Source organism: Brevibacterium sp. FME37, from assembly GCF_014897485.1.
Taxonomy (GTDB): domain Bacteria; phylum Actinomycetota; class Actinomycetes; order Actinomycetales; family Brevibacteriaceae; genus Brevibacterium.
In genome coordinates this window covers 46,789-61,608 of record NZ_JABUYE010000009.1, presented here as the reverse complement: position 1 = coordinate 61,608, position 14,820 = coordinate 46,789, and the positions used below count along the sequence as shown (strand labels likewise).

At 62.8% G+C, this 14,820-nt stretch carries 12 protein-coding genes and 2 tRNA genes; 6 read left to right on the top strand and 8 right to left on the bottom strand.

Annotation, left to right across the window (positions count from 1 at the left end; all coding sequences use genetic code 11):
• The first annotated feature begins 2 nt into the window (after positions 1-2).
• The 4 genes from gltX (at position 3) to INT29_RS11950 (ending at position 3,088) form a co-directional block, all read left to right on the top strand.
• Positions 3-1,415 carry a glutamate--tRNA ligase gene (gene gltX, locus INT29_RS11965; RefSeq protein ID WP_226841927.1) on the top strand — a complete coding sequence of 471 codons (1,413 nt, stop codon included), beginning with the start codon at positions 3-5 and terminating at the stop codon, positions 1,413-1,415.
• Positions 1,416-1,417: 2 nt separating this feature from the next.
• A complete protein-coding gene (locus INT29_RS11960; protein ID WP_193071803.1) occupies positions 1,418-2,707 on the top strand; it encodes an alpha/beta fold hydrolase in 1,290 nt (429 codons plus the stop codon).
• Positions 2,708-2,906: 199 nt separating this feature from the next.
• Positions 2,907-2,978 (top strand) — tRNA-Gln (locus tag INT29_RS11955).
• A gap of 37 nt (positions 2,979-3,015) precedes the next feature.
• Positions 3,016-3,088: transfer RNA gene (locus INT29_RS11950), tRNA-Glu, on the top strand.
• 169 nt (positions 3,089-3,257) lie between these two features.
• Here the strand turns inward: INT29_RS11950 and INT29_RS11945 are convergent.
• Positions 3,258-4,169, bottom strand: coding sequence for a DUF4282 domain-containing protein (locus INT29_RS11945; RefSeq protein ID WP_193071757.1), 912 nt, complete (start codon positions 4,167-4,169; stop codon positions 3,258-3,260).
• 72 nt (positions 4,170-4,241) lie between these two features.
• Positions 4,242-5,183, bottom strand: a complete 942-nt coding sequence (locus tag INT29_RS11940; RefSeq protein WP_193071756.1) for an aldose 1-epimerase family protein — start codon at positions 5,181-5,183, stop codon at positions 4,242-4,244.
• 180 nt (positions 5,184-5,363) lie between these two features.
• Here INT29_RS11940 and galT point away from each other — a divergent pair, with 180 nt between their 5' ends.
• Positions 5,364-6,563, top strand: a complete 1,200-nt coding sequence (gene galT / locus INT29_RS11935; protein ID WP_193071755.1) for a galactose-1-phosphate uridylyltransferase — start codon at positions 5,364-5,366, stop codon at positions 6,561-6,563.
• On the top strand, positions 6,560-7,798 hold the full coding sequence (gene galK, locus INT29_RS11930) for a galactokinase (RefSeq protein ID WP_193071754.1): 1,239 nt from the start codon (positions 6,560-6,562) through the stop codon (positions 7,796-7,798). The genes galT and galK overlap by 4 nt, the downstream gene beginning before the upstream one ends.
• 107 nt (positions 7,799-7,905) lie before the next feature.
• Here galK and INT29_RS11925 read toward each other — a convergent pair whose 3' ends face one another.
• From INT29_RS11925 to INT29_RS11900, 6 genes are all read right to left on the bottom strand, one after another.
• Positions 7,906-8,193 (bottom strand): hypothetical protein, encoded by a 288-nt coding sequence (locus tag INT29_RS11925; RefSeq protein ID WP_193071753.1) that lies wholly within the window; start codon positions 8,191-8,193, stop codon positions 7,906-7,908.
• Between the two features lie 17 nt (positions 8,194-8,210).
• Positions 8,211-9,908 (bottom strand): sodium:solute symporter family protein, encoded by a 1,698-nt coding sequence (locus INT29_RS11920; protein ID WP_101571327.1) that lies wholly within the window; start codon positions 9,906-9,908, stop codon positions 8,211-8,213.
• Positions 9,909-10,023: 115 nt separating this feature from the next.
• Entirely contained in the window at positions 10,024-11,157 is a 1,134-nt protein-coding gene (locus INT29_RS11915; protein WP_193071752.1) for an ABC transporter permease, read from the bottom strand.
• Positions 11,154-12,122 (bottom strand): ABC transporter permease, encoded by a 969-nt coding sequence (locus INT29_RS11910; protein WP_193071751.1) that lies wholly within the window; start codon positions 12,120-12,122, stop codon positions 11,154-11,156. Before INT29_RS11910 ends, INT29_RS11915 begins: the two co-directional genes overlap by 4 nt.
• Complete coding sequence (locus tag INT29_RS11905; protein ID WP_193071750.1) at positions 12,119-13,723, bottom strand: sugar ABC transporter ATP-binding protein; 1,605 nt, start codon at positions 13,721-13,723, stop codon at positions 12,119-12,121. Before INT29_RS11905 ends, INT29_RS11910 begins: the two co-directional genes overlap by 4 nt.
• Positions 13,692-14,780: an ABC transporter substrate-binding protein gene (locus INT29_RS11900; RefSeq protein ID WP_193071749.1), complete on the bottom strand. Its 1,089-nt coding sequence runs from the start codon at positions 14,778-14,780 to the stop codon at positions 13,692-13,694. Before INT29_RS11900 ends, INT29_RS11905 begins: the two co-directional genes overlap by 32 nt.
• Positions 14,781-14,820: the final 40 nt, after the last annotated feature.

The following is a 14,820-nucleotide window of genomic DNA, read 5'->3' as shown; positions in this document are numbered from 1 at the left end:
GCATGGTCCGCACCGCCCTGTTCAACTGGGCGTATGCAAAGCACACCGGCGGAAAATTCGTGTTCCGCATCGAGGACACCGACGCCGCCCGTGACACCGAGGAGAGCTTCGGCCAGGTCCTCGAGGCCATGAAGTGGCTCGGCCTCGAATGGGACGAAGGCATCGACGTGGGCGGACCCGACGGACCCTACCGCCAGTCCCAGCGCGGCGACATCTACGCGGGCGTGATCGAGAAGCTCAAGGCCGCCGGACACATCTACGAGTCCTATTCGACCAACGAAGAGGTAGAGGCCAGGCACAAGGCCGCGGGTCGTGACCCCAAACTCGGCTACGACGGCTATGACCGTGACCTCACCGCCGAGCAGATTGCTGGTTTCAAGGCCGAGGGACGCGAACCCGTCTGGCGTGTGCGCATGCCCGCCGATGACGTTAAGTTCACCGACCTGGTCCGCGGAGAGATCACCTTCCGCGCCGGCACCATCCCCGACTACGTCGTCGTCCGTGCCAACGGGCAGCCGCTCTACACCCTGGTCAACCCCGTCGACGATGCTCTCATGGGCATCACCCATGTGCTGCGTGGCGAGGATCTGCTGTCCTCGACCCCGCGTCAGGTTGTGCTCTACGAGGCGCTCAAGGACATCGGAGTCGCAGCAGCGACTCCCGAGTTCGGTCACCTGCCCTACGTGATGGGAGATGGCAACAAGAAGCTGTCCAAGCGTGATCCGGAATCCAACCTGTTCCTCCACCGCGACAACGGCTTCATCCCCGAAGGCATCATCAACTACCTGGCTCTGCTCGGCTGGTCGATCGGACCCGACGAAGACGTGTTCAGCGTGAAGGAGTTCGTCGATGCCTTCGACATCCATGATGTCCTGCCCAACCCCGCCCGCTTCGATGTGAAGAAGGCGACATCGATCAACGCCGACCACATCCGGCTCCTCGATGTCAGCGACTTCCGTGACCGTCTGGTGCCCTATCTCCAGGCCGGCGAGGTGCTCCCGGAGAAGCCATCGGAGGCTCAGCTGGAGATCCTTGACCAGGCGGCTCCGCTCGTGCAGACGAGGATGAACCTCCTCGGCGAGGCTCCCGACCTGTTGGCGTTCCTGTTCACCCCCGATGCCGAACTGACCATGGCTGAGGACGGGCTGAAGACCCTGAAGGATTCGGCCCCCGAGGTGCTCGCCGCTTCGATGGAGGTTCTCGAAGGAGTCGAAGACTGGACGACGGACACGCTGCACGAAACGCTGGAGGCCAAACTGGTCACCGAGATGGAGATCAAGCCTCGACTGGCCTTCGGTCCACTGCGCGTGGCCGTGTCCGGCCGCAAGGTCTCCCCACCACTGTTTGAGTCGATGGAGATCCTCGGCAAAGACTCGTCGCTGACCCGTCTGCGGGCTCTTGCAGCCCAGCTGTGACGATGCTCAACCAGCAGACTTGGACGCGTCGGGGACTGCATCTGCGCGATGTGACCTTCGAAGCCCCGTTCGACCACTTCGGTGGTGGAGCGGGGCTGTCCGCAGCGACACCGGGGACCATCGAGGTCTTCGCTCGAATCACCGCGACAGAGGCCGACAGCACCAAGCCCTACCTCGTGTTCCTCCAGGGCGGGCCGGGTGTCGAAGCGCCCCGACCCACCACACCCGTTGGCCAGTCCACTTGGCTAGCTCGTGCACTCGAAGAGTTCCAGGTCGTCATGCTCGACCAGCGGGGCACCGGGAAATCGAGTCCCATCGGTTCCGTTGACGGACGCATCACCGGCCTCGAGGGAGTCGGCGAAGACGCCGCCGATATTGCAGCGGCGCTGAGTCACTACCGTGCCGACTCGATCGTTGCGGACGCTGAGATCCTGCGCCAGGGGCTGGGTGTCGAATCCTGGTCGCTGCTAGGACAGTCGTTCGGCGGCTTCACCGCACTGCGGTATGTTTCGGCGCACTCGGGGTCGCTCAACGAGGTCTACTTCACCGGGGGACTGCCCGCGATCGGAATGGATCCCGCCGCCGTGTACGCCACCACGTGGGAGGGCATGAAGCGGAAGTCGGAGCAGTTCTACCAGGCGTTTCCCCGTGACCGTGAGAAGCTGGCCCGTCTCATCGATCTCGCCGAGGCGGAGGGCGGTATCGCACTGCCCGGTGGGGCACGGGCGACGACGGAACGCATCCGTCTCCTCGGGCACTTCCTCGGAGCCTCCGACGGGCCCGAGAAACTGCACTATCTGCTGGACCAGGACCCTGCCTCGGCGGCCTTCCGGCATGATCTGGCTGCTGCACTGCCGTTCTCGGGACGAAACCCGCTCTACGCGGTAGTTCACGAATCCTGCTGGGCCGACGGCGGCATCACCGACTGGGCGGCTCGGCGGGCAATGCCTGCCGACGTCAAGGCCGATCCGACCCTGTTGGCGGGGGAGCATGCCGGACCCGAGTCACTGAACGAGGATCCGGAGCTTGCACCCTTCGCCGAGGTGGCACAGTTCGTGGCACGCCACGATTGGCCCCGGCTCTACGACGTTGACGCACTGCAGGCCTCACGCGTGCGTGGTGCGGCAGCGGTGTACTTTGAGGACGCCTACGTCCCTGTGGACTACTCGCTGGCGACGGCGGACCTCCTTGCTGGTGTGAAGCCGTGGGTGACGAATGAGTACGAGCACAACGGCCTGCGCGCCGACGGATACCGGGTGCTTGACCGTCTCATCTCCCTGGCCCGGGACTGAGCCTGGTCCTGCAGGAAATGAACCTGGTCGTGCGGGAACAAATCCTGAAGCGCATGCGTCAAATCGTTCGCGCAGGAGTCAATGTTAAGAAGGTCACACCGAAAAAGGGCTTCACGGATTTGGAGCTTGGCGGGGGATTTGTGTAGAGTTGTATCTCGTTGCTCAGGGAAATTCCTTAGGGAATGAGCCTGAATAACATTGGGGTATGGTGTAATTGGCAGCACGAGTGTTTCTGGTACATTTAGTCTAGGTTCAAGTCCTGGTACCCCAGCGAACAGCTTAGGAGTATGACTCTGAGCTGTTTATTGGCCCCCGTCGTCTAGTGGCCTAGGACGCTGCCCTCTCAAGGCGGAAACGGCAGTTCGAACCTGCTCGGGGGTACGGTTGAGTCCCGCATCGAGGAATCGGTGTGGGGCTCGCTCTAATTCACGGCCGTTTTCCGTACATACATTCCGGGTTATAACCCGGGTAATAACCTGCAGCTCGCTCTGGGTCTCAGAGCTCGACTTCAAAGCCGATCCCTGAGACTCAGAGCGAATACCGAAGCTGTTCAGCGTCCGATGGAGTCCGCGATCTTCTTCGTGTTCTCTGCAGTCTTTACGTTGGCCACGATGAGTTCGAGGGCCAGACGGACGAAGATCACCCACAGCGCCGGAACGACCCAGCCGAAGATGATGGCCAGAAGCAGTGGCCACGGGCTGAAGCTCGGCCCGCTGCTCATATAGCTGGTGGCGGCTCCTGCTGCTGCGCCGGTGATGAGTCCACCGATGATGGACGCCAGCCAGGACAGCGCAGCCACAACGATGGCGATGATGTAGATGAATCCCGCCCAGCGAACGGCAATGAAGCTATCGAAGCGGAAGTCGAAGAGCGACTTGAAGAAGCCGCTGTTGCCGCCGGCATTGTGCTGTGCTGCCGGCGGTGGAAAACCACCCGCTGGAGCATGCTGTGAACCGGCGTAATTGGTCTGGTTGTGCGCTGCGTAGTCAGCGCCCTGATAATACTGGTCCTGCTGGGGTGGCTGCCCATACTGGCCGTACTGAGCCTGCGGATTGTACTGACCCCCTTGACTGCCCTGACCGTATTGCTCCGGAGGGCTGTACTGGCCCCCTTGACCGAACTGGTCCGGCTGACCGAACTGGTTCTGCTGATCGAACTGATTCTGCTGGCCGCCGTATTGACCGGCCTGACTGAACTGCGAGCCTTGGCCATACTGGGCAGTGCCAGCATGTGACTGTGTGGCATCGGACTGTCCGTCGACGGCTGGTTCGCCGATGGTTGGTTCGCTGACGGTTGGTTCGCCGACGGACGGTTCGTCGACAGGGTGTTCACCAGCAGCTGGATCCTGCGGCTGACTGAATTCCGGGCTGGCCTGGCCGGTGTCCGGGCGGGTCTGATCGCTCGGGATGTTCTGATTGTTCTCTGCATCCGAACCGGAGTACGGGTTCTGTGGTGTTGACATAATCTTCCTTCGCACGGGTTGAAGTCGATAGATGCAACTTATCAGGGCAAGATCACTTTGCGCTCAGAACTCTTAACGCAGGCTGATGTTCCATTCCACTCGGAGCTCACCCTGTGGTTCGATGACATCGTGGTCGACTCCAGCGGCAAAGGCATTGGGCGGACAGGTCATGGGTTCGATGGCAATGGCGCTGCGGCGCAGCACCGGGTCGAGTTCGTCGCCGGTGCAGACCTGCCAGGCTCGAAAGCTCTCATCCATGCCGACGACGACGGTTCGGTCATCGGCTCCTCTGAGTCGCGCATATGACCATCCGTCGGCTGCGCGGCGCGGTGCACCGAACGCATCGTCGAGGACGCTGTCCCGGATGACACGCAACGCCCGGAAGTCCTTGCAGACGATGCACGAGGCCTCATCGGGTTCATGGTCGGTGGGGATGAACGACCCCGAGTTGAACGTCCCGGAGTTGAAGGGCCGTTCCTCGATCGGGATGAGTCGGTCATCGACAGTGAACCAGGTCTGTGCCGGAGTGAGCAGCTGAGCCTCGTCGACCGTGGCGGCACCGGGGTGGATCCAAGGATGGAACCCGAAGGCGAACGGTGCGGACTGCGTTCCTGAATTGCTGGCATGAGCGACGATTGCGACCGCGTCCTCGCGAAGCGTATACGTCACAGTCAGGGTGAGCTCGAAGGGGTAGCCGGGACTGGGCTCGATCGTGGTTCTCAGAGCCACCGAAGTCTCGTCACGGTCCGCCACGTCCCAGACCGTGTTCGCCACCAGTCCGTGGAGCGCGGTTCGGCGGGAGGGTTCTGTGATCGGCAGCTGGTGACTGCGTCCCCTGAAATCGTAGCGGCCATCGGCGATGCGATTGGGCCAGGGGGCGAGCACGGCCCCGTCGAAGGCGTTCATGCCGAGGACCACGGGACGATCGCCGACGGTGTATTCGAGGAGTGCTGCCCCGGTTCGGGAGATGACCGCGGAGTCCTCGCCGAGAGCGAGTTCGATGAAGGCGGCCATGCGACTCCTTCGTGTTAGGTGGACAAAAGTTCCTCTGCACCGGAATTCTACGCGAGATCTGGGATCTCCCCCGGGCGAGTGTTAGCATTATGATCGAAAATGATCACTTTTGGGAGGTCTGATGGGTCTGAGCTGCTTTTCTCAATCCCGCCGTCGAGTCGTTGAGTCCGTGGGCGTCCGTTGAGCACACGGATCCGTAGGGACGAGCTCGCCGACGGCAGAGAGATCCTGTTCTTCCAGGACGCCGATTCGCTGTCGGCGCCGATTGTCGAGGATCACCGCCCCGCCGAGCCTCGTCCCACAGGCGGACAGCTGCGCTTCGACCTGCTCACAGGCCAATGGGTGGCTGTTGCCACGCATCGCCAGTCGCGAACGCATCTCCCCGTCGCCGCAGAATGCCCGCTCTGCCCATCCTCGCCCGGACGACCTACCGAGATCCCCGCCGCCGACTACGAAGTCGTGGTCTTCGAGAATCGGTTCCCTTCGCTGGGACCTGAACTTGGTGCGGTGAGTGCCGATCCGAGTCAGGATTTCGCCGAGGCGGCGTCAGGAGCCGACGCAGCCTCCGAACCCGGGGCGGCTTCAGCGTCCGCATTGACCGCTCCAGCCTATGGTCGCTGTGAAGTCGTCGTTTTCTCTTCCGAGCACAACGGATCGTTCGCCGACCTTGACCCGGCCCGTGCACGCACGGTCATCGACGCCTGGGCGAACCGGACGAGCGAGCTTTCCACCCAAGAGGGAATCGAGCAGGTCTTCGTGTTCGAGAATCGCGGTGAGGAGATCGGCGTGACGATGAATCACCCCCACGGTCAGATCTATGCTTATCCGTTTGTCACTCCGCACACCGTTCTCACCTCGGCCCGAGCGGTGCAGCATCACCGCGAGACTGGCCGGCCGCTGATGGGCGACATCCTCGCCTTCGAACGCTGCTCGGGTGAGCGGATGGTTCTCGAATCCGCATACTTCTCTGCCTTCGTGCCCTACGCGGCTCGATGGCCGGTCGAAGTCCACATCGTTCCGCATCGGCAGGTGCTGAGCATCGACGAACTCGACGAGGCCGAACGCGACGACCTCGCTCGCATCTATCCCGAGGTGCTGGGAAGGATCGACGGACTCTATCCGACGCCCACTCCTTATATCGCAGCGTGGCACCAGGCACCGGTCAACTGTGAGGATCGCGGCGCAGAGTGGATGCATCTGGAGATCACCAGCCCCAGGCGGGCAGAGAACAAGTTGAAGTTCCTCGCCGGGTCCGAAGCGGCTATGGGGGCCTTCGTCGGCGACGTCTCCGCCGAAGAGACTGCGGCGCGGCTGCGTGCAGCGATACCTGACCAGCGGCAACGTACCGCGACTCCTGCAGACGAGGACGGTCGCCGATGAGCACGGCCACGGCTCCGACGGAAACACACTTGCGCAGCGAGTTCGAAGCACTCTTCGGCTATTCGCCGCTCGGCTGCTTTCGTGCTCCCGGACGCGTCAATCTCATCGGTGAACACACCGACTACAACAACGGGTTCGTCCTGCCTATCGCCATTGACAGAGCCGTATACGTGGCCATCGGACGGCGATCTCAGACGCACTACAGCAGCCACGATGCTGGTAGCGCGACACCGCCTCGGTGCGAAGAGAGCGTCCGGATCGTCTCCGATCATCGGGATGAGCGAGGCGAGCGACTCACGGACCAGTTCGCCGCCGAGGAGCTCGTTCCCGGAACTCTGCGTGGGTGGCTCAGTCATCCGGCGGGAGTCGTCGATGAGATCGCCAAAACGACGGGCACGACAGTTGGCGGCATCGACCTCTACATCGAATCGACAGTCCCGGTAGGGGCCGGGCTGTCCTCCTCTCATGCGCTCGAGGTGGCGGTCCTCATTGCCCTCGACGACGTCTACGGTCTCGGCCTCGATGACCGGGAGAAGGTGCTGCTCACCCAGCGTGCAGAGAACGACTTCGTCGGCGCTCCCACCGGAATCGTCGACCAGGCTGCCTCCGTGATGACCGAGGCAGGACATGCGCTCTTCCTCGACTGCAGGGACCTGCGAACTCGACAGATCCCCTTTGATCTCGACGCCGAAGAGCTGCGGCTGCTTGTCATCGATACCCGGGTGTCCCACTCGCACAGCGAAAGCGGCTACGGCGACCGCCGGCGTACGTGTGAGGAAGCCGCAGCGATCCTCGGTGCCGCGAGTCTGCGTGAGCTCGACGAGGCGGTCGACCTCGCTCCGCTCACCGAGGAGCAGCGGCGGCGATTACGGCACGTCTTCAGTGAGAACGCCCGGGTTCTCGACACCGTTGAACTCTTAGAAGGGCACGGGGGAGAAGGCCGCAGCATCCGCGGAATCGGCGAACTCCTGCTTGCCTCCCACAACTCGCTCGCCCATGACTATGAGGTCTCGTGTACCGAACTCGATGTCGCCGTTGCGGCGGCCATGTCGGCCGGTGCGATCGGGGCGCGAATGATCGGTGGCGGCTTCGGTGGATCTGCGATCGCTCTCGTCGACGTTGCAGGCGCCGACCAGATAGGTGAGACCGTCATGTCTGCGTTCGCCGAACACGGATATCGCGCACCCGATGTCTTCACCGTCAGCGCCGGAAAAGGCGCCGGCAGAATCGACTGATGCGGCCGGTGCCTACTTGCCGCTTTCTTGAGGCACCGCAGCCAATCTAGGCTCCACGGTCACACCACAGCGACGTTGGGCACCGCAGCCCAGGCTCCACGGCCAAACTAGGCGACCGTGTCGCCGGTCCCGGCCGTGTCCTCAGCCGAGTCTGTGTCGATGATGCGAATCGGGCGCAGCTTGGCCCAGACGAGAAACAGCACTGCGGTGAGAACCAGGCCGATTCCCGTCCAGAGGTTCGCGTCGATTCCGCCTGTCCGTTCCGCTTCGTCTGGGGTGAAGCCGACGATGCCGAGGATCGTGAGGATGACCCCGAAGATTCCCAGCAGCACGCCGATGAAGTTGCGGATGTCGAATGCACCAGCGGTCTTAGTCAGTTCGTTCGAATTGCTCACTAGTCTCACTTGTTCCTTTAGCCGAAGGTGATGTTGAGGATGATGACGATGACCAGTGCAAGCCCTGCGACTGGCACCGGACGTTTCCAGATCGGGGGCTTCGGCTCGTTCAAGTCCTCGAAGTCGGTCTTCGGCGTCTCCGAATAGACGAGTCCTCGAAGTTCATGCGCGGGCTTCGGCGCGGTCCTGTAGGTGACGATCACGGAGAGTACGATGTCGACAACGAAGGCCGTGCTGGCGGCGAGGAATGCTGCGCCCTGACCTGGCAGGTCGAATACTCCGGTCTCACTGAGGATAAAGACGGCGACGGCCGAGAGGGTACCGCCGACCAAGCCGACCCAACCGGCGGTCGCGCTCATGCGCTTCCAGAACATGCCGAGGATGAACGTGGCGAACAGCGGCGCATTGAAGAAACCGAACAAGGTCTGCAGGTAGTCCATGAGGTTGGAGAAGTTCCCGGCGATGAGAGCCGTGAAGATCGCAACGATGCAGGCACCGACTGTGGCATAGCGGCCGACCTTGAGGTAGTAATCGTCGTCTCGGTCCTTGACGACGTACTGCTGCCACAGGTCGTAGCTGAAGACAGTGTTGAACGCGGAGATGTTGGCGGCCATTCCCGCCATGAACGCGGCGAGCAGGCCGGCGATTGCCACGCCGAGGAGCCCATTGGGCAGAACCTCGCGCATGAGCAGCAGGAGCGCATCGTTATAGGTCACGCCGGTTTGGGCCTGAGCGGTCACCTCGTCGACGCTGCTCGCGATCTGCTTGAACTTGGTCAGCTGCGTCACGAGCACTGCGGCGATCATTCCGGGGATGATGACGATGAACGGGATGAACATCTTCGGGAAGGCGCCGAGGATCGGGGTCAGTCGTGCGGCGTTGATGCTCTTCGAAGCCATGGCCCGCTGGACCTCGACGAAGTTCGTCGTCCAGTAGCCGAAGGAGAGCACGAAGCCCAGGCCGAAGACGATTCCGACCACCGAGAGCACAGGGTTGGAGAATCCGGAGAGCTGTTCACCCGGCCAGCTGCTCAGCTGCTCTGCGCCGAGCATGCCGTCGTTGCTGATCTTCGCCACGAGTCCATCCCAGCCTCCCACACGGTTGAGGCCGATGATCGTCAGCGGCAGCAGAGCCGCGACGATGACGAAGAACTGGAGCACCTCGTTGTAGATCGCTGCCGTCAGCCCACCGAGCGTGATGTAGGACAGGACGATGGCTGCGGCGACGACAAGGGCGATCCACAGAGGCCACCCGAGAAGGCGATTGACGATGGTGCCGAGCAGGAAGAGATTGACGCCAGCGATGAGGATCTGAGCGACGGCGAAGGACAGCGCGTTGACCAGGTGGGCTCCGGTGCCGAAACGCCTGCGCATGAATTCGGGAACGGACCGAACCTTCGAACCGTAGTAGAAGGGCATCATGACGACGCCGAGGAAGAGCATCGCCGGGACGGCGCCGATCCAGAAATAGTGCATCGTCGGCATTCCGTACTGGGCGCCCGTCGCCGACATGCCCATGATCTCCACGGCGCCGAGGTTGGCTGAGACGAAGGCCAATGCCGTCACCCACGCCGGCAGGCTTCTTCCTGAGAGCAGGAATTCGATGCTCGAGGAAATACCGCGCTTGGCGAACCAGCCGATACCGAGAACGAATATGAAATAGATCGCTATCAGCACATAGTCGATCCACTGGGCGTCCAGACGGATGTCTTCCACAGGTCCTCCAACGTCTTCGGTGAATGGCTCCTTGTGATCAAAGCCACCTCAAGCGGATACTCTAGAGGACAGATCGGCTGATCTCCAGTGATCGAACATGAAAAGTTTTGATTGATTATGATCGCTCGCCTGTGAGCGGGGATTCTCCCTCCGAACTCGGCGTGTCGGAGGCGCCCACGACTTCGCCTACGCCAGTACCTTCGCCGTCGGCTCCGTCGGTCTCACCTCCGCGTCTGCGCTCACGCTCCTTCGCCTGGACCCGGGAGAGGAGGACCTGTGCGACCGCGACGACGAGGAGGACGGCGCCGTTGACGATGGCCTGCCAGTTCGAATTCGTCAGCCCGAGGCGGTTGATGAGATTGGCGACTACCTGCAGCAGCGTGACGCCCACCAGCGAACCCACGACCGTGCCGGCACCGCCGGTGAGCAGGGTCCCACCCAAGACCACCGCGGCGATGGCGGTGAGCTCAAGGCCCACTCCCAGAGTCGTGACACCGGAGGCCGTGTAGGAGGCCGTCAAAGCGCCGGCCAGACCCGCCATCGTGCCGCTGACCGCATAGACGATGAGTGTCGAGCGCAGCACGGGTAGACCCATCAGCCGAGCGGCATCCGGCTGACCTCCGATCGCCAGCAGGGTGGAGCCGTAAGAGGTCCGATGCAGGACGAGGACGCCGATGGCGAAGAGGACCACGACGATCCAGACCGGATAGCCCAATCCCAGAAACGAGCCGCGGCTGAGCTGGAGGAACGCCGCCTCGGCGGGCACCTTGTACGTTTCAGAGCCCTCCTGGGTCAGCGCCAGCAGCAGCCCCCGGGCGAACAGCAGCCCGGCCAGGGTGACGATGAACGCCGGGATCGACGTCCCGGCGATGATGGCCCCTTGGATGAGCCCGATGAGTGTGCACACGATGAGAGGGAGGAGCACCGCGGCCAGGAACCCGTACTGCGAGGCCCAAGCCGCAAGCACGCCGCCGAGGGCGAAGACCGATCCGACGGACAGATCGATTCCGCCGGTGAAGATGACGAAGGTCAGCCCCAGGGCCAGGGGGGCGAGGAACGCGGACTGCAGGGCGATCTGAGACAGATTCCCCGCCGAGGCGAATGACGGAAACGCGATTGACGTGATCACCACGAGTCCGAGCAGAATGGCCAGGGCGCCGTTGCGCTGGGTGAGTCTGGCCAGCATCTCGATGCGTGAGCGATTGGTCTGGTTGGCCGAGACCACATCGACGGGATCCTGGTTCGTCATGTTCTCCTCCTTCCGACTTGGAGTGCGACCGCGACGACGATCACGACGGCCTGGACCATCTGCGAGATTGAGTCCGCAACATTGTGGGAGACCAAGGTGGAGACGATGAGCTGCATGAGCAGTGCGCCTCCGACGGTGCCGAGGACTCTGACGCGGCCGCCGTTCAGCGACGTTCCGCCGATGACCACGGCTGCGATGGCGGAGAGCTCCATGAGCAGACCTAAGGTGCGCGGGTCGCTGGCCTGTGACCGGGCGGCGACGAGAATCCCGGCGAAGGCCGCGAGCAGGCCGGAGAGGACATAGACGGTGACGAGTACCGACTTGATCCGAATGCCGGCGAGCTCAGCTGCACGTTTGTTGCCGCCGATCGCCTCGATCATGACCCCGAACGAGGTCCGGCGCATGAGGAAGCCGACCACGATGACGAACACGATCGCGCTGAGCACCGAATAGGGCACGCCCAACAAGGAGCCGGTGCCCAGGACCGCGAGGCCGGGATCGGAGAGATTCTTGATCTCACCGCCGATGACATTGGCCAAACCCCGTCCGCCGATGAGGACGGCGAGGGTGGCGACGATCGGTTGGAGCCCGAAATGGGAGACGAGGAGGCCGATCATCAATCCACTGAGCCCACCGGCGACGATGCCGACGATGATCGCCGGCATCGTCCCATACCCGATGTAGAGCGGCATGACCGCGGCCGACAGGGCCATGACGCTGCCGACGGAGAGATCGATGCCCTTCGTGCCGATGACCATCGCCATCCCCAGGGCGACGATGAGTACCGGCGCGGTCTGGATCAGCTGCAGGCGCAGGTTGGACACGGTGAGGAAGTGCGGGGTGATGATGACGTTGACGACGACGAGCAGGGCAAGAGCGAGATAGACACCGTAGGCGGCGATCCACGTGCGCACCGAGGTCGAGCGCTTCAACGGCGCCGAGGTGGTGGCTGCGGCACTCATCATTCCTGACCTCCCGAGACCAGGGACTGCAGGAGTCGCGTGTTGTCGACCTCATCGCCGGTAAGTATCTCGCTGATCTCACCGTCACGCAGCACGATGACGGATTCGGATCCGGCCACGAGTTCCTCGGTCTCCGAGGAGATGAGGACGACGGCCATCCCTCGATCGGCGAGTTCGTCGATGAGTGCCTGGACCTCCTGCTTGGCTCCGACATCTATACCGCGGGTGGGCTCGTCGAGGAGGAATACCGACGGTTGGGTGGCCAGCCATCTGGCGATGAGGACCTTCTGCTGGTTGCCTCCCGAGAGCTCCGAAACGAGCTGCCTGGGCGAAGCCACCTTGATTCCCAGACGGTCGATGTAGGTGTCGACGAGTTCGTCGATCGTCTGCCGCGAGAGCACCCCGGCGGTGGACACCCGGGGCAGGATGCCGAGGACGATGTTGTCGCGGACGGAGAGCTCGGGCACGATGCCTTCGGATTTGCGGTCTTCGGAGAGCAGGGCGATGCCTGCCTTCAGCGCCGCAGGCACTGATTGTCGTCGAATGGATGCACCTTTGACGGCGATCGAACCGGCGCTCGTGTCGAGGGCGCCGTAGATCGCCTTGACGGTTTCGCTGCGCCCTGACCCCAGTAGTCCGGCCAGGCCGATGATCTCGCCGGCCCTAACCTCGACATCCACGTCGTGCAGACGTCCCGGAGCATTGAGCCCGATCGCCTCGAGCACCACCTCGGCGGTGGGGGAGTCGTCTGCAGAGGAGGGAGAATCCTCAGCAAACGATGTCACTCCGTGCTCGGCGATGTCGCGGCCTAGCATGGCCGAGATGAGGGATCGGCGATCAAGGTCAGCCATCGCTCCGGTGTGGACGACCTCACCATCGCGGAGGATCGTGACCTCGTCGCAGATCTCCCACAGCTCGTCGAGACGGTGGGAGACGAAGACGATCCCGGCACCCTGATCCCGGAGCCGACGTGCGACTCCGAAGAGGACGTCGACCTCGCGCCGTTCGAGTGAGGAGGTCGGCTCGTCCATGATGATAACCTTCGCCTCAGTAGTCACGGCCCGCGCCAGCGCGATCATCTGCTGGACTCCCAACCCCAGCGCACCCAGCTCGGCGGTCACGTCGACGTCGATGCCCAGGCCGGACACCACCTCGGCGGCACGCGAGTTCAGCGCTTTGAGGTCGATGAGTCCCAGGCGTGTGCGAGGCTCACGGCCGAGGAAGATGTTGCGCGCGACCGTGAGCAGCGGGACGAGGTTGACCTCCTGGTAAACGGTCGAGATCCCCGCGTCCTGAGCCTGAGACGGATGATTGAACCACACCGGGGTCCCGGCAAGCTCGATGCTGCCGGAATCCGCCTGATAGACCCCGGTCAGCGATTTGATCAGGGTCGACTTCCCAGCCCCGTTCTCACCCACAATCGTGTGGATGGTCCCGGGGCCGAGCACGAAGTCGACATCGCGCAGCACATGCACACCGGAGAAGGACTTGTTCAGTCCACGCGCAGACAGCACAGGCTGGGCTGCCGGTACCGGCTGAGCCTCGGCCGAGAGAGATCCGGGCTCCGCCACGTCAGAATGCCTGTCCGACCTGCTGCTGCGCATTGTCGGGGGTGTATTCGCCGTCCTTGATGATGATGTCCTCAGGGATCTTCTCACCGTCGTAGAACTTCGTGAGGGTGTCGAACACCAGCGGACCGAACCGAGGGTTGGATTCGATGACCGCGTTGTATTTGCCGTCGACGATGGCCTCTACCGCATTCTTCGTGCCGTCGATGGACACGATCTTGACCTCGTCACCCGGTGTCTTGCCCGCTTCCTGGATCGCAGCCATCGCGCCCAGGCCCTCTTCGTCGTTGAAAGCGTAGACGGCGTCGATGTCGGGGTCAGACTGGAGCAGCTGAGCCGTGACTTCCTGGCCCTCCGACCGTGAGGCATTGGCCGTCTGCTCCGCGACGATCTCGATGTCGGGATACTCGGCCTTGACCTGGTCCTTGAAGCCCTTCTGGCGACCATCGGTGACGTTGTTGCCCGAGGGTCCGAGCAGAACCGCGACCTTGGCCTTTTCGTCTGTGGCCTTCGCAAGGGCATCAGCGGCGCGCTCGCCCTGTTTGACGAAGTCCGAGCCGATGAACGTGAGGTAGTTATCGCAGGATTTGTTGGTCACCTTGCGGTCGATGGTGACCACAGGAACCTTCTTCTCTTTGGCCGCCTTGAGGGCAGAGTCCAGACCGTCGGAGTTGACCGGGGCGATGACCAGTGCCTTGATGTCCTGGCTGAGCAGATTCTCGATGTCGCTGATCTGCTTGGGCAGTTCATTGTTGGCATTGGTGACGACGAGATCTGATCCCGCCTCTTTGGCTGCGTCTTTGAGCGACTTCGTCTCTGCAGCTCTGAAGCTCGCAGAGTCCGGTTCGGACTGGGAGAAGCCGATCTTGGCCCCATTGAGGTCGATTTTGTCGACTCCGTAGTCGTCCATAGTGCAGGTGGGGCCCGAAGAACCTGCGCTGTCGGCTGCCTGTGCGGCCTCGCCGCTGCTCGTCGGCTCGGACGTCGACCCTTCGTTCGTGCAGCCGGACAGCAGGAGGGCCCCTGCTGCCGCGACTGCGGACACTCGGAATGCAGTGGCCTGGATGACTGAACGCGATGGTGCGGTTTTCATATGTACCTCTTCTGTCCAGCACGGCGCCATCGCCGCGATT

Excerpts from the sequence above, each read along its gene's own strand:
- gltX (WP_226841927.1), top strand. The coding sequence starts at position 3 with ATGGTCCGCACCGCCCTGTTCAACTGGGCGTATGCAAAGCACACCGGC.
- INT29_RS11960 (WP_193071803.1), top strand. The coding sequence starts at position 1,418 with ATGCTCAACCAGCAGACTTGGACGCGTCGGGGACTGCATCTGCGCGAT.
- INT29_RS11945 (WP_193071757.1), bottom strand. The coding sequence starts at position 4,169 with ATGTCAACACCACAGAACCCGTACTCCGGTTCGGATGCAGAGAACAAT.
- INT29_RS11940 (WP_193071756.1), bottom strand. The coding sequence starts at position 5,183 with ATGGCCGCCTTCATCGAACTCGCTCTCGGCGAGGACTCCGCGGTCATC.
- galK (WP_193071754.1), top strand. The coding sequence starts at position 6,560 with ATGAGCACGGCCACGGCTCCGACGGAAACACACTTGCGCAGCGAGTTC.
- INT29_RS11915 (WP_193071752.1), bottom strand. The coding sequence starts at position 11,157 with ATGACGAACCAGGATCCCGTCGATGTGGTCTCGGCCAACCAGACCAAT.
- INT29_RS11910 (WP_193071751.1), bottom strand. The coding sequence starts at position 12,122 with ATGATGAGTGCCGCAGCCACCACCTCGGCGCCGTTGAAGCGCTCGACC.
- INT29_RS11905 (WP_193071750.1), bottom strand. The coding sequence starts at position 13,723 with ATGCGCAGCAGCAGGTCGGACAGGCATTCTGACGTGGCGGAGCCCGGA.
- INT29_RS11900 (WP_193071749.1), bottom strand. The coding sequence starts at position 14,780 with ATGAAAACCGCACCATCGCGTTCAGTCATCCAGGCCACTGCATTCCGA.